Consider the following 23,122-nt stretch of genomic DNA (forward strand, 5'->3'; position numbering starts at 1 on the left):
TGAAGGGACGAGGGCGGGGAAGCGGGGAATGCGCTCAGGCCGGCGTGGCGGGGCGCGCCAGCAGCCGTTGCACGACACAGAAGACGAACAGCAGCGCGCCGATGACGATCTTGGTCCACCACGAGCTGAGCGTTCCGTCGAAGGCGATCAGCGTCTGGATCACGCCCAGCACCAGCACGCCGGACAGCGCCCCGGCGACATAGCCGTAGCCGCCGCTGAGCATGGTGCCGCCGATGACGACGGCGGCGATCGCGTCGAGTTCGGCCCCCTGCGCATGCAGGCCGTAGCCGCTGAGCATGTAGAACGCGAAGAGCAGCCCGGCCAGCGCGGCGCAGAAGCCGCTGAGGCCGTAGACCGTCAGCTTGGTGCGACCGACCGGCAGGCCCATCATCAGCGCCGACTGCTCGTTGCCGCCGAGTGCGTAGACCGCGCGCCCGAAGGCGCTGCGGTGCGCGAGCCAGATGCCCGCGACCAGCACCGCGACGGCGATGGCGGCACTCGGCGAGACGAAGCCGCCGGGCACGCGCCACTGGGTCTGCGAGACGGCGACGAAGGTCGGATCCTCGATGGTGATCGAGTCGATGCTGACCAGATAGCACAGGCCGCGCGCGAGGAACATGCCGGCGAGCGTGACGATGAAGGGCTGCAGCTTGAAGCCGTGGATCAGCGCGCCCTGCAGGACGCCGAAGGCGGCGCCGCCGCCCAGGACCAGCGCGATCACGGCCCACGCGGGCCAGTGCGCCTGGTGCAGCAGCCAGGCGGCGACCGTCGTGGACAGCGCCAGCACCGCGCCGACGGACAGGTCGATGCCGCCCGACAGGATGACCAGGCTCATGCCCACGGCGAGCACCAGCAGGTAGGCGTTGTCGATGATCAGGTTGAGCATCACCTGCGGCGACGCGAAGCCGGTGTAGTGCGCGCCGCCCGCCGCGATCAGCGCGAGCAGCAGCACGACCGTGATCTGGGCGCTGAACGCCGGATGCCGCAGCCAGCGGTGGAGGAGGGCGGGAGAGTTCATCGGGCGGGACCTCGCAGGCGGCGCAACATCGGGCGGAGTTCGCTCGACTGCAGGATGCAGAGGAGGAAGACGACGGCGGCCTTGACGACCATGTTGACCTCCGGCGGCACGCCGAACGAATAGATCGTCGTGGTCAGCGTCTGGATGATCAGCGCGCCGACCAGCGCGCCGGCGAGGTGGTACTTGCCGCCCGCCAGCGAGGCGCCGCCCAGCGTCACGGCCAGGATGGCGTCGAGCTCCAGCAGCAGGCCCGCGTTGTTGGCGTCGGCGCTCCGGATGTTGGAGGCGATCATCAGCCCGGCCAGGCCGGCGCAGCCGGCGGCGAAGACATAGGTGCCGAAGATCAGCGTCGCGGTGCGCAGGCCCGTCAGGCGCGACGCGACCGGGTTCAAGCCCACGGCCTGGATGAACAGGCCCAGCGCCGTCCTGCGCAGCAGCGCGGAGGTGGCCAGCGCCAGCGCGGCGACGATCCACAGCGACACCGGCAGGCCGAGCAGGTAGCCGCCGCCCAGGACGAAGAAGTCCTCGCGATAGACGGTGAGGATCTGGCCGTCCGACAGCAGTTGCGCCAGCCCGCGACCGGCGACCATGAGGATCAGCGTCGCGATGATCGGCTGCAGCTTCAGTCCCGCGACCAGCACGCCGTTCCAGGCGCCGCACAGCAGCGCCGCGCCGAGCGCGCCGGCATACGCGACGGCCAGCGGCTGGTCCGCGGCCACCAGCGACGCGGCCACCGTCGCGGCAATGGCGACGACCGCGCCGATGGAGACGTCGATGCCGCGGGTCGCGATCACCAGGCTCATGCCCAGCGCCGCCAGCATCAGCGGCGCCGCGCGGTTCAGGATGTCGATCAAGGGGCCGTACAGATGACCGCCCTTGATCTCCAGGTGCCAGAAGCCGGGGAGGAAGATCACGTCGAGCAGCAGCAGGACCGCGAGCGCGGCGACCGGGCGCAGCAGCGGATGCTCGACGAAGAGCGCCAGGCGGGCGCGCCGCTTCGGCGCCTCCGCCGCGCCGCGCAGGGGCAGGGTCTCAATCACGGGCGGGTCTCTCACCGGCAATCACTTCCAGCACGGAGCGCTCGTCGAGCGCTCCGCGCGCGTAGGTGCCCACGGCCTGGCGGTCGCGCAGCACGACGATGCGGTCGCTGCAGCGCAGGACCTCGGGCAGTTCGGAAGAGATGAAGAGCACCGCCATGCGCCGGTCGTTCGCGTCGCCTTCGGCGCACAGCCGGCGGACCTCGTCCATGATCTCCTCCTTCGCGCGGACATCGATGCCGCGCGTCGGCTCGTCCAGGATCAGCAGGCGCGGCTGCGTCAGCAGCCAGCGCGCCAGCAGCGCCTTCTGCTGGTTGCCGCCCGAGAGCAGGCCGATCGGCGTCTCGATGTCCGGCGTCTTGATGCCGAGGCGGCGCACGTAGTCGTCCGCGATGGCCTGCTGCCGCTTCAGCGCGATCGCGCGCCACCAGCCCTGGCGCGCCTGCAGCGCGAGCACGATGTTCTCCCGCACCGACAGCGCGAGGATCGCGCCCTCGAGCTTGCGATCCTCGGAGCAGAACGCCAGGCCCTTCGCGATCGCCTGGCGCGGCGAGGCGAAGCGCTGCCGGTGCCCGTCGACCTCGATGTCGCCGGCATCGGCGGCATCGGCGCCGAAGAGCAGGCGCGCGGTCTCGGTGCGGCCGGAGCCGAGCAGTCCGCACAGGCCCAGGACCTCGCCGCGGCGGATCTCCAGATCGAGCGGCTGCAACGCGCCGCGCCGCGCGAGGCCGTGCGTCACGAGCGCAGGTTCGGTGCTCTGGGCGCAGGCCGGCGGCGGTGTGGAGGACGCGACATTCGGGCCGACCATCTTGTGGACCAGCGCCAGGCGGCCGAGTTCCCGGGCCGGATATTCGCCTTCGGTGCAGCCGTTGCGCATGACGGTGATGCGGTCGGAGACGGCGTAGACCTGGTCGAGGAAATGCGTGACGAAGAGGATGGCCAGGCCTTGCCCGCGCAGTCGCCGCATCACGCGGAACAGGTGCTGGACGGCGGCTTCGTCGAGGCTGGAGGTGGGCTCGTCGAGGATCAGCACCCGCGCCGAGATGTTGAGCGCCCGCGCGATCGCCACCATCTGCTGCACGGACAGCGAGCAGCGGGCGAGCGGCGTGTCGACGTCGATGTCGAGTTCCAGTTCGGCGAGCAGCTGACGCGAGCGCGCGCGCAGGCGCGTCCAGTCGATCTGGCCCCAGCGGCGCGGGTAGCGGCCGATGAAGAGGTTCTCGGCCACCGACAGGTTGGGCACGAGGTTGACCTCCTGGTAGACCGTGCTGATCCCGAGGGCCTGCGCGTCGGCGGTGGAGCGTGGCGCGATGGGCCGGCCCGCCAGCTCGATGACGCCGGCGTCGGGCGCGTACAGGCCGGTGAGGACCTTGATGAGCGTCGACTTGCCGGCGCCGTTCTGGCCCATGAGCGCGTGGATCTCGCCGCCGAAGAGCCGCAGCCCGACCCCCGACAGCGCCCGCACGCCGGGGAAGCCCTTGTCGATGCCGCTCAGCGACAGCAGCGGTGCCTGCGCGTCCATCAGTACTTGCGGTTGGGGAGTTCCTTGGCCGCGACGTCGGCGGTGAAGACGCCTTCCTCGGTCGTGATGCGACGGGCGACGGGCTTGCCGGCGACGACGTCCTTGGCCAGCTGCATCAGTTGCGGGCCGAGCATCGGGTTGCACTCCACGGTGACGTTGAGCTTGCCCGCGGCCATGGCCTGGAAGGCGCCGCGCACGCCGTCGATGGACACGATGGCGATGTCCTTGGCGGGCTTGAGGCCGGCCTCCTCGATCGCCTGGATGGCGCCGATGGCCATGTCGTCGTTGTGCGCGAACAGGACGTGGATCTTCTTGTCCTTCGCCTTCAGGAAGGCTTCCATGACCTCCTTGCCCTTGGCGCGGGTGAAGTCGCCGGACTGCGAGCGGACGATCTTCAGCCGGGGCTCGGACGCGAGGATTTCCTCGAAGCCGCGCTTGCGGTCGAGTGCCGGCGCCGAGCCGACGGTGCCCTGGAGTTCGACGACGTTGACGTCGCCCGCCGGGGCGTTCTTCCTGGCCCAGTCGACGAGCCAGCGTCCGGCCTTGCGGCCCTCCTCGACGAAGTCGGAGCCGATGAAGGTGACGTAGAGGGACGGGTCGCTGACCTTGACCGCGCGGTCGGTGAGGATGACCGGGATGCGGGCGTTCTTCGCCTCGCGCAGGACGGTGTCCCAGCCGGACTCCACCACCGGGGAGAACGCGATCACGTCGACGCGTTGCGCGATGAAGCTGCGGATGGCCTTGACCTGGTTTTCCTGCTTCTGCTGGGCGTCGGCGAACTTGAGCGTGATGCCGGCCTGCTTGGCCGCGTCCTTGATCGAATTGCTGTTGGCGGTGCGCCATTCGCTTTCCGCGCCGACCTGGGAGAAGCCCATGACGAGCGGCTTGTCGGCGGCGAAGGCGGCGGTGCCGGCCAGGCCCAGGCCCGGACCGAGCGCGGCCAGGGCCAGCAGATGACGACGGGTCGTCTTCATGTTCGTTGTCTCCTCGTTGGTGTTGGTGTGGAGGTCGCGTCCAGCGGCGACGCGCCTCGTGAGGTGACAGTGATCGTAGGGAGGGCAGGGATGCCGGACCAATCACATTTCTCGCGCCGGCGATGTCCTGATCGATATCGCGCCCATCAGGGGTCCATCAGCGGCTGGCCGCCGCCGGATCGGCGGCCTTCAACAGCCTCAGGTCGTACACCCCGCCCGCGATCGAGCCGGGCGAGGCGATGAGCCTGACCCGCAGCGATCCGTCCGCCGGCCGGGGCCAGTCGGCCGGCAGCGCGAAGTCGCGGGTGTAGATCTCCTCGCCGGGTGGCAGGGCGGACGAACGCAGCGTCAGCTCGGCCAGCTCACGATCATTGACCTGAAGGGCAAAGCGCCGGCCGTCGTCGAGCGCGGAGAACGCGAGCCGCAAGACCTGACCCTCCCGCTTCGGATCGCTGAGGCGATAGCTGAACCACGCGGTCGCGTGACGCCAGCGGCGACCCTTGTGAAGCCCGGTGTCGACGCCTTCGCCCGCGAAGCCGTGATCGCTCTCGGGCTGCTGCTCGCCGGGGGCGACGGCGTCGACGGTGCGGGCTTGCAGCGCGAGGCGCTCGCGCTCGTCCCGGGCGAGCCGGTCGCGGCGGCTTCTGGCCTCGGCCGGCGTGCTGTACGGCCAGTACAGGACATACCGCGTGTCGTGCAGGCGGAAGAAGGGCTCCAGCACCAGGTCCTTCACCGAGGCGCCATCCGGGCCTTGCGACAGGGATCCGGCGCTGTAGGTCAGCGGGCGTCCGGGCACCGGCGTGAGCCGATCGCCGAAGTCCGGCGCGGCGCTCACGAAGAGCGGCGCCTGCGACAGCGGCACGACCGCGCCCTGCGCGATGTGGTCCATGCGGGCCTCGCCCGCGCGGAAGGCGAGCCGCTCGTCCGCGATCGGGCGCGTGCGGGCCGCCAGGACGATCGGTCCGCGCAGCACCGCGACGTAGTCCGTGCGCGTGGGCATCGGCTCCAGCGTGGTGCGCATCGGCAGGCGCAGGTCGACGACGTCGCCGGCGCGCCAGTCCCGCGTGATCGTGAGGTATCCGCCCGGGCGCGCGTCGTCGGCGGACAGCGCGATCGGCCGGCCGTTGAGCTTCACCCGCAGCGCGCCCGGCGCGACCCAACCGGGATGGCGGATCTTCAATGCGAAACGCCGCGATGCGGGCACCTCGGCCGCGTCGGTAGTGCGCGCCGCTGCATGACCGCCAACGACACCGCCAACGACACCGCCAACGACACCGCTGACGACACCGCTGACGACGCGGTCGGCGACATCGTCAACGACACCGTCAACCCCGCGGTCGGCGATGCGGTCGGCGGCCACGACGGCGTCGATGCGCAGGCGCGTCGTTCCCTCGTCGGGGAATCGGGTGTGCTGGCTCAGGCGCAGGCCCTGCTCGCGCCAGTCGAGCGAGGAGGAAACGAAGAGATTGACGAACAGCGCCGGACCGTCGCCCGTGTCCTCGACGCGCGAGTAGACGAACTGGCCATGCCGCGCATGGCTCTCCAGCCCGGACCCGACGCAGCACCACATGCCCAGGTGGACCTGCGAATAGACCCGGTAGTGGTTCGGCCGCATCGGCGTGAAGTACACGAAGCCGCCCGACGGATGCTGGGACGCGAGGATGTGATTGAACAGCGCGCGCTCGTAGTAGTCCGCGTACCGCGCCCGCTCGCGATCGTCGGCGGCATGCGCATGCAGCAGCTCGGTCAGCTTGAGCATGTTGTAGGTGTTGCAGGTCTCGGGACCTTCCACCTCGTCGAGCATGGGCTGGAAGTCCTCCAGCGCGTGGAAATGCTCCTTCACGCTGTTGCCGCCGGTCGCGACGCTGCGGCGCTCGCGCACCGTGTGCCAGAAGAGGCGCGCGGGGTCGATCCAGTCGCTGTCCGCCGCGGCCTCGCCGCGTGCGCGCGGGCCACCCGGCATCGTGGCCCGCAGCTCGGCGATCCGCGCAAAGCCGATGACCTTGGGAATCTGCGTGTTGGCATGCAGGCCCGTCAGCGCGTCGCGCCGCTCGCGCAGCGGATCGAGGACCGCCCGGTGCGAGAAGCGTTCGGCCAGGCGCAGGAAGCGGGCGTCGCCGGTCATCGCGGCCAGGTCGGCCAGGACCTCGTTCATGCCGCCGTGCTCGGCGCGCATCATGTCCTGCAGCTGCGCATCGCTCAGCGGCTCGAGCAGTGTCAGCGCCCAGGCGCCGAGCTCGATCAGCATCACGCGCGCCAGCGCTTCCCCGGTCAGGACCCACGCATCGCGCAGCCCGGCGAAGGTCTTGTGCAGGTTGTACCAGGGCACCCAGCGCCCATTGACGGAGAAGCTGTCGACCTTCAGCTCGCCGCGCGCGACCTCGCGCCAGGCGAGCTTGCCGTCGGGGATCCCGCCGAGGTAGCCGTCGCCGTTGGCGAGCTGGCAGTGGCGCAAGGCGGCCAGCACCTGCCGCAGGCGGGCGCGCACCGCGTCGTCACCCGTGCCGGCGGCCATCATCGCCAGGGCCGACACGTAGTGCCCGCCCATGTGGCCGTCCAGTCCGCTGCTCTCCCAGTTGCCGTAGGACGGCTTGGGCAGCGGCAGGCCGGCCTCGCGGCGGAAGGGCGCGAGCAGCCGATCCGGATCGAGCGCCATCAGGTAGCGCAGGTCGGTGCGCTGCGCGTCGAGGCAGGGGCCGTCGAGCAGACGAACCCGGGACAACGGAAAGCGGGAGACCTCGCTGGCGTCAGCCCGACCAGGATTCGTTGGCGAGGGGTCGGCGGGCGCGGCGGCGGACTCGCCCGCCAACAGCGCGCCGAAGGCCGGCCCGCAGACCGTCCCGACCGAGGCGGCCGCGGTGCCGCACAGGCATCGACGGAGGAAGTCGCGGCGCATCAGCCGGGCCCAGTCAGTCGCCCGTGCGCGCGGCCCACAGCGACGCGCCGCGGCTGACCGTGCCGTCCCCCGCGAGCCGGACCCCGAGTCGGACCGCGACCGACCTCCTCGACAGGGCCGCGCTGTCCAACGCGTTCACGGTTCAGCCCTCCAGCGACACGACGACGATGGACTTCGGCGGCAGCGGCAGACTCAGCCGGCCGTCCTTCGCCTGCGCCTCGTAGGCCTTGGGCTTGACCGCGTCCGGCTTGTCAAAGCTGTTCTCGGCGTCCATCGCGTCGGCGCTCAGCACCTTTCCGACCGCGCGTCGCGCCGCGGCGCCTTGCACGGCGAGCGTCACCGTCTGCGCCTCGCGCGGATTCACGTTGATCAGCGCCAGGTACAGCCGGCCGTCCTTGCCGCGCGCCGCCGAGGCGCTCACCGCCGGCATGGCCTTGCCGGCCAGCGCGTACTCGGGATTGCCGCCCAGCGTCACGGGCAGCGCGGTCGCGTCCTGGAAGGGCGCATACAGCGCGAAGGCGTGATACGTCGGCGTCAGCACCATGCGGGTCTTGTCCGTCAGGATCATCGCCTGCAGCACGTTGACCATCTGCGCGATGTTGGTCATGTGCACGCGGTCCGCATGCCGGTGGAACATGTGGAAGTGCAGGGCGGCCAGCACCGCGTCGCGCAGCGTGTTGCGCTGGACGAGGAAGCCCGGGTTGGTGCCCGGCTCCGGGTCATACCAGCTGCCCCATTCGTCCAGGTAGAGCCCGAGGCGCTTCTGCGGGTCGTTCCTGTCCAGCACGGCGATGTTGGCGGCGACGGTCTTCTCGAAGTCCTGCGTGTAGGACAGCAGCGAGAGCCACTGGTCCTCCTTGAAGCCGGCGGCCGGGCCCTTGCCCTCCCACTGGCCGGTGGGGAAGACGTAGTAGTGGTGGCCGATCGCGTCGAAGTTGAACTTGATGTTCTGCGTGCTCAGCACCTCGGTCCACCGCGTGTCGTTGGCGTTGCCGCCGCTGGCGATGAACTTGGGCCGGTTGTTCTCGGGCGTCTTCAGGAAGGTGGCGACCTGGCGGTACTGGTTGACGTAGTACTCCGGCGTCATGTTGCCGCCGCAGCCCCAGGCCTCGTTGCCCACGGCGAAGTAGTCCACCTTGAAGGGCTTGTCGCGGCCGTTCCTGCGGCGCTCCTGCGCCAGCGTGGAGTTGCCCTCGGCCGTCATGTACTCCAGCCACTCGGCCATCTCGCGCGCGCTGCCGGTGCCCAGGTTGCCGTTGACGTAGGCCTTGGCGCCGAGCTGCTCGACCAGGTCGAAGAACTCGTGCGTGCCGACGGCGTTGTTCTCGGCCACGCCGCCCCAGTGCGTGTTGACCTTCACCGGCCGCTTGCCGCGCGGGCCGATGCCTTCGCGCCAGTGGTACTCGTCGGCGAAGCAGCCGCCGGGCCAGCGCACCAGCGGCACGTGCAGCGCCTTGAGCGCGCCCACCACGTCCTTGCGCCAGCCGCGCACGTTGGGGATCTTGGAGTCGGGACCGACCCACATCCCCTCGTAGATGCCGGTGCCCAGGTGCTCGGCGAACTGGCCGTAGACCTCGGGATGGATGCGCGCGCCGGGCTTGTCCGCGTCGATGCTCAGCGTCACGTCCGCCGCCTGCGCGGCGCCCGCGAGCAGCGCGCCCGCGACCAGGCCGCAGGCCTTGTTCTTCATGCTCATGTCTGTCTCCTGTTGTCGTTGTGCCGGATATCCGTCGTGGCCGGCCCGGTGGGGCGGCGCCTGCGGTCCCGTGGTCCCCGTCGTCCCGCCATCGCAGGCCTGCGGGCCTGCGGCCGTCTGTGTCGTCTGGTGTCGTCTCGTGCCCGGGCGCTCGCGCGCTCAAACGACGAAGGACCGTCGCCGGTCCTTCGCTTGTCCTCGATGCGCGCTCAGTGCGAGTGCCGGGGCACCGCGGAACCGCGGCTGCCGCGCAGGAAGTCGAAGTCGCAGCCCTCGTCGGCCTGCAGCACGTGCTGGACGTAGAGCTTGCGGTAGCCGCTCTGGTCCGCGGGATCGGGCGTCTGCTTCGCGGCCCAGTCGGCCAGCCGGGTCGCCAGCTCCTCGTCGCCGATGTCCAGATGCAGCCGGTTGGCGGCGCAGTCCAGCTCGATCCAGTCGCCCTCGCGCACCACCGCCAGCGGTCCGCCGGCCTTGGCTTCCGGCGCGACGTGCAGCACCACGGTGCCGTAGGCGGTGCCGCTCATGCGGGCGTCGGAGATCCGGACCATGTCCTTGATGCCGCGCGCCAGCAGCTTGGGCGGCAGGCCCATGTTGCCGACCTCGGCCATGCCGGGGTAGCCGCGCGGGCCGCAGTTCTTCATGACGAGGATCGAATCGGCGTCGACCTCCAGGTCCGGATCCATGATCCGCCGCTTGTAGTCGTCGAAGTCCTCGAAGACGACGGCGCGACCGCGATGCTGCATCAGCGCGGGCGTCGCCGCCGAGGGCTTGAGCACCGCGCCGCGCGGCGCCAGGTTGCCGCGCAGCACGCAGATGCCGCCGTCCTCGATCAGCGGCCGGTCGATCGGGCGGATGACCTCCTCGTCATGGATGGGCGCGTCGTGGCAGTTCTCCCAGAGGCTGCGGCCGTTGACGGTCAGCGCATCCTTGTGCGGCAGCAGCCCGTGGTCGCCGAGCCGGCGCAGCACGCCCGGCAGGCCGCCGGCGTAATAGAACTCCTCCATCAGGAAGCGGCCCGAGGGCAGCAGGTCCACCAGCGTCGGCGTGCCGCGGCCGATGGTGGTCCAGTCCTCGAGCTCGAGCGGCACGCCGATGCGGCCGGCGATCGCCTTCAGGTGGATCACCGCGTTGGTCGATCCGCCGATCGCGGCATTGGTCCGGATCGCGTTCTCGAAGGCCTCGCGGGTCAGGATCCGGGACAGCTTCAGGTCCTCCCAGACCATGTCCACGATGCGCATGCCGGAGAGGTGCGCCAGCACGTAGCGGCGCGAGTCGACCGCCGGGATCGCGGCGTTGTGCGGCAGCGAGGTGCCCAGCGACTCCGCCATGCAGGCCATCGTCGACGCCGTGCCCATCGTGTTGCAGGTGCCCGCCGAGCGCGAGTGGCCCGCCTCGGCGCCGATGAACTCGTGCATCGAGATCTCGCCGGCCTTGACCTGCTCGTGCAATTGCCAGACGGCCGTGCCCGAGCCGATGTTCTTGCCGTTGAGCTTGCCGTTGAGCATCGGCCCGCCGGTCACGACGATGGTCGGCAGATCCACGCTGGCCGCGCCCATGAGCAGGGCCGGGGTGGTCTTGTCGCAGCCGACCAGCAGCACGACGGCATCCATCGGATTGCCGCGGATCGATTCCTCGACGTCCATGCTGGCGAGGTTGCGCGTGAGCATGGCGGTGGGGCGCAGGTTGGACTCGCCGTTGGAGAACACCGGAAACTCCACCGGGAAGCCGCCGGCCTCCAGGACGCCGCGCTTGACGTGCTCGGCGAGCTTGCGGAAATGCGCGTTGCACGGGGTCAGTTCCGACCACGTGTTGCAGATGCCGATGATCGGTTTCCCTTCAAATTCATGGTCCGGGATGCCCTGGTTCTTCATCCAGGACCGGTACATGAATCCGTTCTTGTCCTGTGTTCCGAACCACTCGGCGGAACGCAGCTTGATCTTCTTCCTGGCCTCGGTCATTGCAGTGTTCTGTGATGTCTCCGTTGCACGATGCTAGGGAGATGGGTGATTCGGATCCAATCAAAACTTCCATGGTTTCGATGTCGAGATCGGTATCTGTTTTTGGAGGTCGGCCGTCCTTTTTCGCCCGTCCTTCGTCGGCCGTCCTTCGTCCGCCGGGGCGTTGGCCGCCATGGCGTGGGGCCCCGGCGGCCAGCGCCGAAACCCCACGCCATGCCGTCCCCGACCAGCGTCGTACTTCCACGGTTCTGCGACCGAGGACGCCGTCAGGTGGCCAGGGCGGCGTCGCCGAAATGCGGCATGCCGTCGGAGGTCCATCGCAGGCGTTTGACGAAGGTGTGGCGGTCAGGGTTCCAGAGCGGATCGCCGACGATCTCGGTGTAGGTGCGGGCGTGATAGACGAGCAGGACCGTCTCGCCGTCCTCGTCCAGCGCGAAGCTGTTGTGCCCAGGGCCGAAGACCGGCTGCGTCGCGCTGGTCGTCAGCACCGGCCGGCGCGACTTGGTCCAGCTCGTCGGGTCCATCGGATCGGACGACTCGTCCATCCACAGCAGGCCCATCGCGTAGTTCTCGTCCGTGGCACTGGCCGAATAGCTGATGAAGACCTTGCCATGGCGCCTCAGCACCGAGGGCCCCTCGTTGACCAGGAAGCCGCGGCATTCCCAGTCGAACTCCGGACGACTGAGCATCACCGGCGCGCCGGCAAGCTGCCAGGGCGTGCGCATCGGCGCGATGTACAGATTGGAATTGCCGGGGACGGCCAGGTCCTTCTGCGCCCACAGGTAGTACAGCCGTCCCTGGTGCTCGAACGTCGTCGCGTCCAGGCAGAAGGTGTCGATCCCGCTGTCGACCTGACCGAGGAATTCCCAGGTGCCGGCCATCGGATCCGCCGACGTGGTCCGCAGCGCATACATGCGGTGCTGGAACAGGCCGTCGACGATCTCCCGGCTCGGCGCCGCCGCGAAGTACACGTACCAGGCGCCTTGCCGGAAGTGCAGCTCCGGCGCCCAGATCAGCGCCGAGCACGGCCCGGTGTCCGGCTTGCGCCAGATGACGCGGGGCTCGGCCTGGGGCAGGTCGCCCCAGCGGTCGGCGGCGCGCAGCTCGATGCGGTCGTAGGCCGGCACCGAGGCGGTGAAGAAATAGCGCGCCCGGCCCGCGTCGTCGACGTGACGGGTGAGGTGGGGATCCGCCCGCTGGAGGATCAGCGGGGTCAGGACTTGCGCCGCAGGCGCGTCGGTGGTGCCGGTCATCGGTACGGGGGGCGCTGCGAGGTCGTCGGCGGGCGGCATCAGAGCTTCCAGCGCAGGCCCAGGGCCACCGTGCGGTCGTAGTAGCGCACGTCACGCACCAGCGACGGATCCTTGTCGAAGTAGTCGTGATAGGCCTGGTTCAGCAGGTTGGTCACGTCCAGGGACACCGTCATCTGCCGGGTCACGTCGTAGCCCAGCGACAGGTCCAGCGTCTTGAGCGGCGCCACCCACAGCGCGTGCTGCGTGCTGCGGTACGGGAACTCGGCCAGGAACTTGTCGCGCCAGTTGTAGGCCAGGCGGGCGTAGATGCCGTTGCGCTCGTACATGCCCACCAGGTTGTAGGCCTTCTTCGACTGGCCGAGGAAGGGGCCGTCGGTGCCGTCCGGCTGGGTCTGCTTGCCGGTCATGAAGGTGAAGTTGGCCTCCATGCCGAAGCCGCCCAGCCAGCCCGGCAGGAAGTCGTAGAACTGGCGGTAGCTCAGCTCGTAGCCGTGCAGGTTGGCGCGGGTGACGTTGACCGGCTGCGTCACGTTGTACGGGACGCCGTTGATCGTGGTCTGCGTCGTCTGCGTCATGACGCGGTTCTTGAACTTGTGCTCGAACACCGTGCCGGTCACCGAGCCGGTCTTGGCGAAGTAGTACTCGAGCGCGACGTCGGTGTTGTTCGACTCGGTCGGCTTCAGGTCCGGATTGCCGCCCGATAGCGTTCCGAAGGTGGTGCCGCCGCCGGGCGGGGAGTTGGTCTGCCCGGGGTTGTAGTCGACGAAGTTGGGACGCTCGATCGTCTTGCCCCAGACCAGCCGGCTGACCAGGCGCGGGGTCAGGTCGGCGCGCAACGACAGGGTCGGCAGCGCGTCGGTGCGCGAGGTATCGACCAGCACCGGGGTGATCAGGTTGGACGACACGTCCCGGGAATTGCCGCGCAACGTCTGCTCGGTGCGGACCAGCCGCACGCCGGCCACGCCGGAGACGGGCACGCCCCACGCGTCGAAGCCGAACTTGGCGCGGCCATACACGGCGCTGGTCTTCTCGGTGTCGTCGAACAGCGTCATCGGGTCGTAGGGCGTCAGCGCCGTGCTGCCGGTCAGCATCTGGCGGAACGCGTCGCCGTTGTCGAGCAGCCAGTCGCGGGACGCGAAGACGTAGCGCTTCACGCCGAAGTCGCCGTAGGTCTTGGGCGACACCTCGTAGAGGCCGGGGAAGTTGGTCAGCGTCTGGCCCACCGCCGGGAACGAGGTCGTCCACGGCATGTTGGTGTTGATCGACATCGCATCGCGCTTGGCCAGGCGCACGCCGGTGCTGAGCTCCTTCAGGAAGCCGTCCCCCATGTCGTAGTCGGCATCGGCGCGCCAGTCGGTGGAGCGGCCCTCGCGGCGGCCGCGCACGTCGACGCCGCCGTTGATGTGGAAGTTCGCGGCGTCGGTCAGGTCCAGGCCGGGATAGTCGATGTAGCCGCCGCCGCCGCGCACCATCGCGACGGTGCTGGTGGGGTTGTAGCCGGTGTCCAGGATGCGGTTGACCCAGTCGATCTCGCTGCGGGTGCGGGCCAGCTCGGTGCTGAGCTTCAGGCGATCGCTGACGCGCCAGTTGCCGCCCAGGGCCAGCTGGTTGTTGCCGACCTCGTCGTGCTTGGCCTGCGTCGAGGTGAAGCCCCAGCCCGGATAGTTGGTGTTGGTGGCGGTGTCGAGGTTGTCGGTGCCCGGCTTGGTCGTGATCACGGTGCCGGGCGCGGGGCGCCAGGCGCCGTCGTTGATCATGCCGATGCCGCCGACCAGGAACGACTGCTGATAGCGATGGTCGATGCGGGTGCCGAAGCCTTCGAGGTAGATCTCGGCATCCTTGTTCGGCTTCCATTGCAGGGCGAAGTTGCCGGCGACGCGCTTGCGGTCGCCGAGGGCGAAGACCCGGCCCATCGAGTCGGTGCCCAGCACCGGGTTCGTGCGGCCCGGCACGACGATCTGCTCGGGATTGCCGACGAAGCCGGTTTCATCGTGGTACTGGCCGCGCTGGTAGGACAGGCCGATCAGCGCGCCCATCTCGCCCAGGTCCGTCTTCCAGCGGTTGGACGCCATGCCGGAGATGTCCGGGTTGTTGGTCTTGGCCTTGTCGCGGCGCTCGCCGCGGGCGGAGACGACCAGCTGCGCGTCCTTGAAGTCCAGCGGGCGGTTGGTGCGCACGTCGATGACGCCGGCGGTGCCGCCTTCGGGCAGCGAGGCTTCCTGCGTCTTGTAGACGTCGATGCGCTTGAGCATGGTCGCCGGCACGTCGGACAGGTACAGGCTGCGGCCCGAGTCCGAGAAGAACTCGCGGCCGTTGAGCAGCGTGACCACGCCGCCCAGGCCCCGGACGATCACGCCGCTGGCCTCGCCGTTGCTGCGCTGGATCTGCACGCCGGTGACGCGGCCCAGGATCTCGGCCACGTTCTTGTCGGGGAACTTGCCGATGTCCTCGGCGACGATGGAATCGACCACCTGGTCGCTGTTCTGCTTGATCGTCTGGGCCGACTCGGCCGAACGGCGCATGCCGGTGACGACCACCGTCTCGAGCTGGTTGTCGTCCGCCTTCTTCTTCTCTTCGGGGGCCTGCTGGGCGTGGGCGCCCGCGATGAGGCCCAGCACGGTGGCGGCCGCCGCGGTGCCGCGCAACGCGAAAGGAATCTTGCTCATGTTGTCTCCGTCGTTTTTATGGCTGGTCGAACCGGCAGGGGCCCGGGCGACGCCCACAAGCCCCTCAGGGTCCTTTGTCGAGCGGAGCTGATGCTAGGAAAGCGTGCGATTCAGAGCCAATCACATTTTCCAGTTGCGCAATGCCAAATTCGGCATCAGGGCAGGCCCGGATTACCGGGCGGGCGGCTTCACGAACCGGTCGACCTCGCGCGCCAGGACCGCGTCGCGCAGCTTCCCCACCCAGGCCAGCACGGCGGCGCGGCGCTCGGGATGGTCCGCCGCGCCGAGCTCGTCCATGACGGAGTCGGCGAGCGTCGCATGGCGGCAGTCGCCGTCGATCAGGCAGGGCGCCCAGACGAGTTCGTTGCTGTCGTCGCAGGGCAGGCCGAGCGAGCAGGCCAGCAGCACCGCCGCGGCTTCCATCTCGCGGCGTTCGGTCTCGTCCCCATGGCGCTGGCCGTCGAAGACGTACGCCTCGCCGTCACGCTGCAGCAGGCCCGGGCCGAGCGCCGCCAGCATCAGCGGATCGGGGCGGGCGAGGATGGCCGCCATCCGGTCACGCGCCTCGGCGCTGCCCGGTTGCACCTGCCGGTCCCTCAGCGCGATGAGCGGATCGGTCGATCCCGGCGGGACGTTCATCGCTTCCTGGATCTCTTCGGGCTGCAGCTGCGCGCACGCGGCGGAGAGCTGGTCGCGCTGGCTCGCGGCCCGTTGCGCCCGCGGATTGTTCAGGTCGAGCGACACCGGCTCGGCCACCTGCGCCCGCAGCGCCATCAGCTCGAGCGTCGCGCAGGGCTGGACCAGCGCCCGCGCGTACAGCCAGCCCCCGTGGGCGCGGTGGCGCAGCGCGGTGAGGACGCTCGCCCGCAACTCGCCGGGCGGCGCGTGCAGCAAGGCCGGGAGATCCGGCCCATCGGCGTCCGGCATCGCGGCGGCCGCCTCCGCGACCCTCGCCGTGCCCGGCGCACGGGCGGAGCGGCCCACGTCGAGGGGCGCCATCGGCGCCTGACGCGCGACGGCCAGAACGACCGGCTCACGGCCTTCGTCCACCAGGCAGCCCGCGACGAAGCCCGTCAACGCGCCGCCGAGCACGGCCCCGAGCGTGAGCCGGGCGGGGTTCACCAGACCGCCTGCGGCCAGCCGTCGCTGCCCCAGGTCACGTTGTTGATGAACAGCACCGGCGCGCCGTTGTTCTGCGCGTCGTAGGCGTGCCAGGCGATCACCGAGCCGTCCGCGAGCAGCGACTGTCCGCCCGGTCCCTTGAAGCGCGAGCCGCTGGACGCCAGCACCGTGCCGCCGCCCGACATCATCGCCACGCCGGCCTTGTCGACATAGGGGCCGGTGATGGCGCTCGATCGCCCGACGACGATGCGGTAGGTGCTGTTGGCGCCCTGGCAGCAGGCGTTCTTGGACGCGAACAGGTAGTACCAGGTCGTGCCGTTAGTCGCGTGCGAGATGACGAAGCCGTTCTCGATGCCGTTGACGGTGTCGCGCGCGATGTTGGTCGGGTTGCCCGACGGCTTCAGCGTGGTGCTGCTGACCGGCCGGATGAAGATGCCGTTCCAGAACGAGCCGTAGACCAGGTAGGGGCTGCCGCCGACGGTCTTGGCGAGGGCCGGGTCGATGGCGTTGAAGGTGTCGCCTGCCTGCGAGCTCACGACCGCGCCCTGGTCCACCCATTTCCCGGCGGCGATGCCGCCCGCCGAGGTGGTCAGCCCGATCGCCGATTTCTGCGAGCCGAAGCTCGACACCGCGTAATAGCAGTAGCCCAGCGAGCCCCATTCGCCGCAGCCCGGCGCCCAGACCTGGGCGGTCTTGTTGGCGGGGATGTAGGACTTCCACCAGGACAGGCCGCCGCTGAAGATCGGCTGGCCCTGCGTCCAGGCGCGGCCGTCGCCGGAGTACTTCACGCCGATGCCGCCGTTGTCGGTGGTCTCGAAGATCCACCACGTGGCGCTGGTCTTGTAGATGTTGGGGTCGTGCGTGCCGAGCGAGCCGCTGAGCGTCCAGGGCGCGGCCAGGGCCGCGCTCGTCGCCGCCATCGACAGGGCGGCCAGCGTCAGGGCGAGCGCGGCGCGGGGGGTGTGAAGCCAGCGTGCCGCCGTCGCCAGGCGCGGGAATGCGAGGGTCATGTCTTGTCTCCGGTCCGTATTGATTGGTTCTCTTGGCCGCGCGGTCGCGCGGGAGCACGCAGGCGCACTGCGTGCCCGCTGGCGATGCTAGGAAACGGGCCAGGCAGGGACCAATGAATTCGGTGCCGGCGGCGATACCGCTTCGGGCATCGCGGGCATCGGCCGGCGGGCCGGGCCATGCCCGGCACCGGGTGGAGACAGCGGAGGACGTGGAGAATGTGGATCCGGATTCGCCGGATCCGGCCGCGTCATTTCGCGGCGTCGACGATCGCGCTGATCACGCCGGGATAAACCTGGCTGCCGGTCGCGCGATCGAACAGCCCGGTGCTGTGGTTGGACGTCGCGGACCCGGCGTCCCAGTAGACCGGCACGGCGCCGTGCGTCCATGCCGAACGCGCGACGTAGCGGTCCCACGCCGTGCGATACATCTCCGCCCCGGGGAACTCGGTCCGGCGGATCGCGCCGAACTCGCCCAGGATCACCGGGATGCCCTGGTCCACGAAGCGGGTCTTCATCTTCTGGAACTGCCCGTCGACGTAGGCCTCGTTGGCCCAGGTCTCCGTGTTGGCGGCGTTGGTCGCGCCCGCGCCCCATTGCCAGATGCTGCTGCCTTCATTGAGCGTGAAGTTGTACGGGTCGTAGAAGTGCACTTCCATCATCAGCCGGCGCGCCACCGAGTCGCTCGGCACCGTCGCGAAATTGACGGTGTGATCGATGTTGGTGTTGAAGCCCTGGACCACCAGGTGCCGCGCCAGGTTGCCGCCGCCGGTCGCGCGCACCGCGTTGACGAAGGTCTGGTTGAAGCTGTTCTGCACCGTGTAGTACTCGACCGTCGGCGTGCCGTAGTCGCCCGTCACCATGACCTCGTTGGTGCCCGCGAACAGCAGCGTGTCGTCGTAGCCCTTGAAGGTGTTGGCGATCTGGGTCCAGAACTTCGTGATGCGCGCGTTGACCGTCGCCTGCTGCGCATAGGTCGGCTGCATCCAGCCGCCGTCCCAGTGGATGTTGATCATCGTGTACAGGCCGGCGTTGTACGCGTCATCCACCACCTGCTTCACCCGCGCCATCCACGTCGCGCCGATGTTGTCGTTGGCGTCCGCGTACTGCTTCCACGACACGGGGATGCGCACCGTCTTGAAGCCCGCCGCCTTCACCGCGTTGAACATGGCCTGCGTCACCGCCGGGTTGCCCCAGGCAGTCTCGCCGCCGATGGCCTCGAGCGAGTTGCCCAGGTTCCAGCCCGCGCCCATCAGCTTGGACAGCTGCAGGCTGGTCAGGTCCCGCATGCCGGGCACGGTGATCGCGAAGCTCTGCGTGGTCCTGGCGCCGCAGGCGTTGGTGTAGGTCGCCACCGCCGCGCAACTGGCCTTGGCGGTCAGGCCGAGCTCCCGGCTGCCGGACGATGCGCCGCAGCCGGACCAGCTCCAGGCGCCGCCGCTGGTCGGTTGCGGACCCAGGGTGACCGTCCCGCCGGCGGCGACCGTGGCCGCCGCGCCCTGCGTCCAGGCGCCGCTGCCGACCTTGACATAGGGCTTGATGGCCGTCGGCGTGCAGCTCTGCGCCGCCGCCTCCAGGCCGGTGACCAGGCCGAGCGCCGCGGTCAGCAGCGCGATCAGGGAAGCTCGTGTCGTCATCGTGTCTCCGTCTTGTGGGTGAAGGGGGCAGACCGCTCACACGGTGCCGCGCTGCGCCTCCAGGCGCTGCCGGATCTCCTCCATGCCGCGCTCGGTCAGCTCGAACCGCAACACCGCCACCAGCGCCAGCAGCAGCCCGGCCACGGGGATGCCGGACAGCAGGAGGCGGATCATGAAGATCGCGTGCTCGCTCTGCACCGCCACCTTCGAATCGAAGCCGGTGAACTGCAGGATCCAGCCCGAGGCGCCGACGCCCAGCGCGATGCCGACCTTCGAGATCCAGGACTGGCAGGCCGCGAAGGAGCCCTCGCGGCGCTGGCCGGTCTGCAGTTCGTCGTAGTCGATGACGTCGGCGACCGCGGAGCCGTAGATCGTCCAGAAACCGGCCCCGGTGAAGGCGACGAATCCGCAGGCCAGCAGCTGCAGCGCGGGGCGTTCCGGGTCGTAGAGCCACCAGTCCCCGATGAACGCGCAGATCGCCAGCGACAGCACCAGCGCCAGCGCCGCCCGCTTGCCGTGCCGCCGTGCGACGAGGTTGAAGAACGGGATGCCCAGGAAGCCGAACGCCATGCCGGACAGGCCCATCGCGGTGTTCCATTGGGTGGCCAGCGTGACGTCGCCCTTGCAGACGTAGTACACCGTCGCGTAGTACCCGAGCGCCGCGACCATCGCGGTGCCGATGCCGTAGGCCAGCATCATCCCGAGCAGATGCCGGAACGGCCGGCAGCGCAGGGTGCGCCACAGCGTGTCGGCGAAGGGGATGTGGGTCTGCGAATGCGCGACCAGCTTCTCGTAGTAGCGCTCGCGCACGGTCATGAACATCACGACCGACACCGCCACCATCACCGCCCCCAGCAGCGCGCAATAGGTCTGCGCGCCGCGCAGGATGTCGGGCTTGCCGTCCGCGCCGTGGAACCACGCGAGCGTGGTGAACTGCGCGGCGAAGAACATCGCCAGCTCCGGCACCTTCTGGATCGCGTTCTTGATCGACATCACGTTGGTGCGCTCGTGATAGTCGGGCGTCATCTCCGAGCCCAGGCTGAGCCACGGCATGTTGAAGCAGCTCATGACCGGCACGTAGATCACCGTCGAGAGCACCATGAACATGAAGTACTGCATGTCCGTCCAGCCGCGCCCCACCGCGAACATCAGCGGCAGACCGATGCCGGCCAGGACGCCGCCGATCAGGATGAAGGGCCGGCGCCGCCCGTAGCGCGTGCGCGTGTTGTCGGAGATCCAGCCGAAGATCGCGTCCGACGCGGCGTCGACGATGATCTTGATCATCTGCGCCGTCGAGATCAGCCCCGGCGCGACGCCCAGGAAGACGTTGAAGACGTGGAAGGCCAGGGACGCGTAGAGCCAGTGCCCCCACATGTCGATCATCGAGCCCAGCCCGTAGCCGAGCTTCTGCGGCATCGGGACGCGGTCGTGCGGGCGCATCGCGTGCGGCATCGGCGCGCCGTCGGCGGCGGATGGGGAGTTCAGGCTGTTGGCACTCATGGGGCGCGGGCTCAGAGAATCTGCCGTTCCTGGATGATCCGCGCGTAGTAGCGCGCGGACAGCTTGGGCGTGCGCGCCAAGGTGTCGTAGTCGCAGTGCACGAGACCGAAGCGGCGCTGGTAGCCGTCCTCCCATTCGAAGTTGTCGATGAACGACCACAGGAAATAACCGTCCACCGGCACGCCGTCGCCGATCGCGCGATGCAGTTCGCGCAGGTGGCCGCGCAGGAAGTCGCGCCGGTGCAGGTCGTGGCATTCGCCGCCGACGAGCGGCTCGTCGTCGTAGCCGCAGCCGTTCTCGGTGATGTAGATCGAGCGGTGGCCGTAGAGCTCGGCTGCCATGCGGGGCGCCCAGTACATCGACTGCGGCACCAGGTGCAGCCACGGCGGATCGGCGCGCGGGTAGTTCTTCGGCAGCGCGAGCTGCTCGTAGCCGGCCGCGTTGTCAGCCGCGCGCACATAGTGCCCGGTGTAGATGTTCAGCCCGAGGAAATCGGTCGGCTGGCTGATCAGCGCGAAGTCGCCCGGCAGCACGGTCGGGGCGGCGTCGCCGACGCGCGCGAGGTAGGACTCGGGGTAATGGCCCGCATGGATCGCGCCGAGGATGTGGGCGTTGCGGTCGCGGAACCAGGCGGTCGCGGCGGCGATGTCCTCGGGGGTCTCGCTGACGGGCACGCTGACGTCGCAGTTGTCGGTCAGGCCGACCTTCGCCCCCGGTCCGCCGTGCAGGCGCACCGCGCGCACCGCGTGGCCGTGGGCGACGATCGCGTGGTGATAGGTCTGGTTGACGACCGCCTCCGGCTCGCGGCGGCCCGGCGCCTTGGTGCCGTAGCCGTAGGCCAGCATCGTGAAGCAGCGGATCTCGTTGAGCGTGATCCAGTGCGTCACCTCGCTCGCGAAGGCCTTCACGACGACCTCGGCATACCGCGCGAAGGCGTCGACGGTCTCGCGCGCGGTCCAGCCGCCGCGCGCCTCCAGCGCCATCGGCAGGTCCCAGTGGAACAGCGTGACCCACGGCGTGATGCCGTGCCGGCGCATGCTGTCGAACAGCCGATGGTAGAAGCGCAGACCTTCCTCGTTCACCGCGCCGGTGCCGTCGGGAATGATCCGCGGCCAGGCGATCGACATCCGGTAGTCCTTGACGCCGAGCGAGGCCATCAGCGCGAAGTCCTCGTCGAAGCGGTGGTAGTGGTCGACGGCCACGTCCAGCGTGTCGCCGCCGTGGACCGCGCCGGGCTGGCGGCTGAAGCGGTCCCAGTTGGACTCGCCCTTGCCGCCCTCGAAGGCCGCGCCCTCGATCTGCGGCGCGGAGGCGGACACGCCGAAGACGAAGGTGTCGGGGAAGGGCGAGGCGTAGCCGAAGGCGGGCAGCGGCGACAAGGCGGGCGACAAGGCGGACGACACGGAGGGGGAGGGGTCAGGCGTGGAGGTCAAGGGACTGCTCGTGGTGTGAGGGTCGGAGGGAGGAGCGCGACGCGGTGCGGGTCGGCTCAGCGGGCGGTCTTCAGCAGACGCGTCAGCGTCGGCTCGACGGCCTGCGCCAGTTGCCGGTAGCCGCGCTCGCTGAGGTGCAGGAAGTCGGGCATCACGTCCGGGGACAGCGTGCCGTCGGCGTTCGTCAGCGAGGCGCCGACGTCGAGGAAATGGACGACCTGCCCGTCGGCGAAGTCCCGGATGATGGCGTTGACCTGGTGGTTGATGGCGCGCGCGCGGCCGTCGGGCTTGGCATCGCGCGGGAAGATCGCCAGCAGCAGGATCCGGGTCGAGGGCTGCCGCATGCGGATCTCGGTGATCAGGCGGCGCACGCCGGCGGCGGTCACGGCGGGCACGTCCTGGCGGTCGCCGGTGTTGTTGGTGCCGATCATCAGCACGGTCACCTTCGGCGCGATGCCGTCGATCTCGCCGTGTTGAAGGCGCCACAGCACGTTCTCGGTGTGGTCGCCGCCGAAGCCCAGGTTCAGCGCGTCGTAGCGGGCGAAGTACTCGGCCCACACCGCCTTGCCGACGTCCTCCCACCCCTGAGTGATCGAGTCGCCGATGAAGACGACCTCCGGGTTCCTGCCGCTCTCGCGCAGCGCGCGGACCGCGGCCAGCTTCTGCTCATGACGCGGCATCCACCACTCCAACGCCCAGGCCTGCATCAGCGGCGACGGGGTCAGCGACTCGGTGCGGTAGTCCGCGCAGACCGCGTTGGCCTGTCCGCGCCGCACGAAACGGACGTTGGCGATCGACAGCTCGCCGCTGCCGCTGGCTTCGACGGAGAAGGGCTGGCGCACCCGGCTGAAGTCGTCGCCGTCGCGATGGAAACACGACAGCGAGAACGACAGCCGCTGCCAGCCCTTGCCCTCCAGCGCGCGCCCGGGCATCAGGTAGTTGACCTTGCGTTCGCAGCCGTCGCCGCAGGCCAGCTTGAAGCCGAGACCGGCCTGGGACAGCGCCTTGACGTTGATGTCGAACTCCAGCGTGCCGTGTGCCAGGTAGGGGCGCAGATCGACGGGCGGACCGCCGTCGATGCGCAGGTTGGCGAACCACGCTTCCTGCCACGTCATCGTGACCGCGTCGCGCGTGCCGTCCTTGGCACTGCGGCGGGCCGAGACCCGGCTCGCCTCGACCTGGGGCTTGGCGGGCTTGGGGACCTCGGCGCGATCGCCGGTCAGCGGCGCGCTGAGCTCGAAGTCGGCGATCGTCCACTGGTGGCCGGCCAGCGGCTGGTCGACGAAGACACGCAACTCGTCGGCCGCAGCGGCCGGGGGCGTGTCGGCGGCGAGCGCGGCCGGCGCCACGCCGGACAAGGTCGCGGTGGAGAGGAGGGCGGCGGTCATGGTGAACTTGGACAT

The 23,122-nt window shown here is 69.7% G+C and carries 16 protein-coding genes; all 16 read right to left on the reverse strand.

Features of this window, described 5'->3' with window-relative positions; all coding sequences use genetic code 11:
- Window positions 1-34: 34 nt before the first annotated feature.
- The 16 genes from yjfF to ACQ4L4_RS07735 all read right to left on the reverse strand — a co-directional run bounded on the left by yjfF (window position 35) and on the right by ACQ4L4_RS07735 (window position 23,122).
- The gene (gene yjfF, locus ACQ4L4_RS07660) at window positions 35-1,018 is read right to left on the reverse strand and encodes a galactofuranose ABC transporter, permease protein YjfF (protein WP_431103641.1); all 984 of its coding nucleotides are present in this window, start codon (window positions 1,016-1,018) and stop codon (window positions 35-37) included.
- Entirely contained in the window at window positions 1,015-2,046 is a 1,032-nt protein-coding gene (locus tag ACQ4L4_RS07665) for an ABC transporter permease (RefSeq protein WP_431104897.1), read from the reverse strand. The genes yjfF and ACQ4L4_RS07665 overlap by 4 nt, the downstream gene beginning before the upstream one ends.
- Before the next feature lie 4 nt (window positions 2,047-2,050).
- On the reverse strand, window positions 2,051-3,577 hold the full coding sequence (locus ACQ4L4_RS07670) for a sugar ABC transporter ATP-binding protein (protein ID WP_431103643.1): 1,527 nt from the start codon (window positions 3,575-3,577) through the stop codon (window positions 2,051-2,053).
- Window positions 3,577-4,551: an ABC transporter substrate-binding protein gene (locus tag ACQ4L4_RS07675; protein WP_431103644.1), complete on the reverse strand. Its 975-nt coding sequence runs from the start codon at window positions 4,549-4,551 to the stop codon at window positions 3,577-3,579. The genes ACQ4L4_RS07670 and ACQ4L4_RS07675 overlap by 1 nt, the downstream gene beginning before the upstream one ends.
- A 157-nt stretch (window positions 4,552-4,708) precedes the next feature.
- Window positions 4,709-7,447: a beta-L-arabinofuranosidase domain-containing protein gene (locus ACQ4L4_RS07680; RefSeq protein ID WP_431103646.1), complete on the reverse strand. Its 2,739-nt coding sequence runs from the start codon at window positions 7,445-7,447 to the stop codon at window positions 4,709-4,711.
- A gap of 13 nt (window positions 7,448-7,460) precedes the next feature.
- Window positions 7,461-7,586: a hypothetical protein gene (locus tag ACQ4L4_RS07685; RefSeq protein WP_431103647.1), complete on the reverse strand. Its 126-nt coding sequence runs from the start codon at window positions 7,584-7,586 to the stop codon at window positions 7,461-7,463.
- Between the two features lie 3 nt (window positions 7,587-7,589).
- Window positions 7,590-9,143 (reverse strand): alpha-N-arabinofuranosidase, encoded by a 1,554-nt coding sequence (locus ACQ4L4_RS07690; RefSeq protein ID WP_431103648.1) that lies wholly within the window; start codon window positions 9,141-9,143, stop codon window positions 7,590-7,592.
- A gap of 209 nt (window positions 9,144-9,352) precedes the next feature.
- Window positions 9,353-11,101 (reverse strand): IlvD/Edd family dehydratase, encoded by a 1,749-nt coding sequence (locus ACQ4L4_RS07695; RefSeq protein WP_431103650.1) that lies wholly within the window; start codon window positions 11,099-11,101, stop codon window positions 9,353-9,355.
- Between the two features lie 266 nt (window positions 11,102-11,367).
- Window positions 11,368-12,393 (reverse strand): glycoside hydrolase family 43 protein, encoded by a 1,026-nt coding sequence (locus ACQ4L4_RS07700; protein WP_431103652.1) that lies wholly within the window; start codon window positions 12,391-12,393, stop codon window positions 11,368-11,370.
- Window positions 12,393-15,020, reverse strand: coding sequence for a TonB-dependent receptor (locus tag ACQ4L4_RS07705; protein WP_431103653.1), 2,628 nt, complete (start codon window positions 15,018-15,020; stop codon window positions 12,393-12,395). The genes ACQ4L4_RS07700 and ACQ4L4_RS07705 overlap by 1 nt, the downstream gene beginning before the upstream one ends.
- 171 nt (window positions 15,021-15,191) lie before the next feature.
- Entirely contained in the window at window positions 15,192-16,142 is a 951-nt protein-coding gene (locus ACQ4L4_RS07710) for a hypothetical protein (RefSeq protein WP_431103655.1), read from the reverse strand.
- Window positions 16,139-17,152, reverse strand: coding sequence for a family 43 glycosylhydrolase (locus ACQ4L4_RS07715; RefSeq protein ID WP_431103657.1), 1,014 nt, complete (start codon window positions 17,150-17,152; stop codon window positions 16,139-16,141). Before ACQ4L4_RS07715 ends, ACQ4L4_RS07710 begins: the two co-directional genes overlap by 4 nt.
- 248 nt (window positions 17,153-17,400) lie before the next feature.
- A complete protein-coding gene (locus tag ACQ4L4_RS07720; protein ID WP_431103659.1) occupies window positions 17,401-18,786 on the reverse strand; it encodes a glycoside hydrolase family 5 protein in 1,386 nt (461 codons plus the stop codon).
- 36 nt (window positions 18,787-18,822) lie between these two features.
- The gene (locus ACQ4L4_RS07725; protein WP_431103661.1) at window positions 18,823-20,286 is read right to left on the reverse strand and encodes an MFS transporter; all 1,464 of its coding nucleotides are present in this window, start codon (window positions 20,284-20,286) and stop codon (window positions 18,823-18,825) included.
- Between the two features lie 11 nt (window positions 20,287-20,297).
- Window positions 20,298-21,719 (reverse strand): GH1 family beta-glucosidase, encoded by a 1,422-nt coding sequence (locus tag ACQ4L4_RS07730; protein WP_431103663.1) that lies wholly within the window; start codon window positions 21,717-21,719, stop codon window positions 20,298-20,300.
- A 56-nt stretch (window positions 21,720-21,775) separates the two neighbouring features.
- Window positions 21,776-23,122 carry a GDSL-type esterase/lipase family protein gene (locus ACQ4L4_RS07735; protein ID WP_431103664.1) on the reverse strand — a complete coding sequence of 449 codons (1,347 nt, stop codon included), beginning with the start codon at window positions 23,120-23,122 and terminating at the stop codon, window positions 21,776-21,778.

The sequence above is a fragment of the Roseateles noduli genome (genome assembly GCF_050626985.1).
GTDB classification, from domain to species: Bacteria; Pseudomonadota; Gammaproteobacteria; order Burkholderiales; family Burkholderiaceae_C; genus Roseateles; species Roseateles noduli_A.

Bases quoted from the DNA above. Each gene is read 5' to 3' on its own strand.
- ACQ4L4_RS07680 (WP_431103646.1), bottom strand. From the start codon at position 7,447: ATGCGCCGCGACTTCCTCCGTCGATGCCTGTGCGGCACCGCGGCCGCC.
- ACQ4L4_RS07715 (WP_431103657.1), bottom strand. From the start codon at position 17,152: ATGACCCTCGCATTCCCGCGCCTGGCGACGGCGGCACGCTGGCTTCAC.
- ACQ4L4_RS07670 (WP_431103643.1), bottom strand. From the start codon at position 3,577: ATGGACGCGCAGGCACCGCTGCTGTCGCTGAGCGGCATCGACAAGGGC.
- ACQ4L4_RS07705 (WP_431103653.1), bottom strand. From the start codon at position 15,020: ATGAGCAAGATTCCTTTCGCGTTGCGCGGCACCGCGGCGGCCGCCACC.
- ACQ4L4_RS07695 (WP_431103650.1), bottom strand. From the start codon at position 11,101: ATGACCGAGGCCAGGAAGAAGATCAAGCTGCGTTCCGCCGAGTGGTTC.
- ACQ4L4_RS07690 (WP_431103648.1), bottom strand. From the start codon at position 9,143: ATGAGCATGAAGAACAAGGCCTGCGGCCTGGTCGCGGGCGCGCTGCTC.
- ACQ4L4_RS07725 (WP_431103661.1), bottom strand. From the start codon at position 20,286: ATGAGTGCCAACAGCCTGAACTCCCCATCCGCCGCCGACGGCGCGCCG.
- ACQ4L4_RS07720 (WP_431103659.1), bottom strand. From the start codon at position 18,786: ATGACGACACGAGCTTCCCTGATCGCGCTGCTGACCGCGGCGCTCGGC.
- ACQ4L4_RS07700 (WP_431103652.1), bottom strand. From the start codon at position 12,393: ATGCCGCCCGCCGACGACCTCGCAGCGCCCCCCGTACCGATGACCGGC.
- yjfF (WP_431103641.1), bottom strand. From the start codon at position 1,018: ATGAACTCTCCCGCCCTCCTCCACCGCTGGCTGCGGCATCCGGCGTTC.
- ACQ4L4_RS07735 (WP_431103664.1), bottom strand. From the start codon at position 23,122: ATGTCCAAGTTCACCATGACCGCCGCCCTCCTCTCCACCGCGACCTTG.
- ACQ4L4_RS07675 (WP_431103644.1), bottom strand. From the start codon at position 4,551: ATGAAGACGACCCGTCGTCATCTGCTGGCCCTGGCCGCGCTCGGTCCG.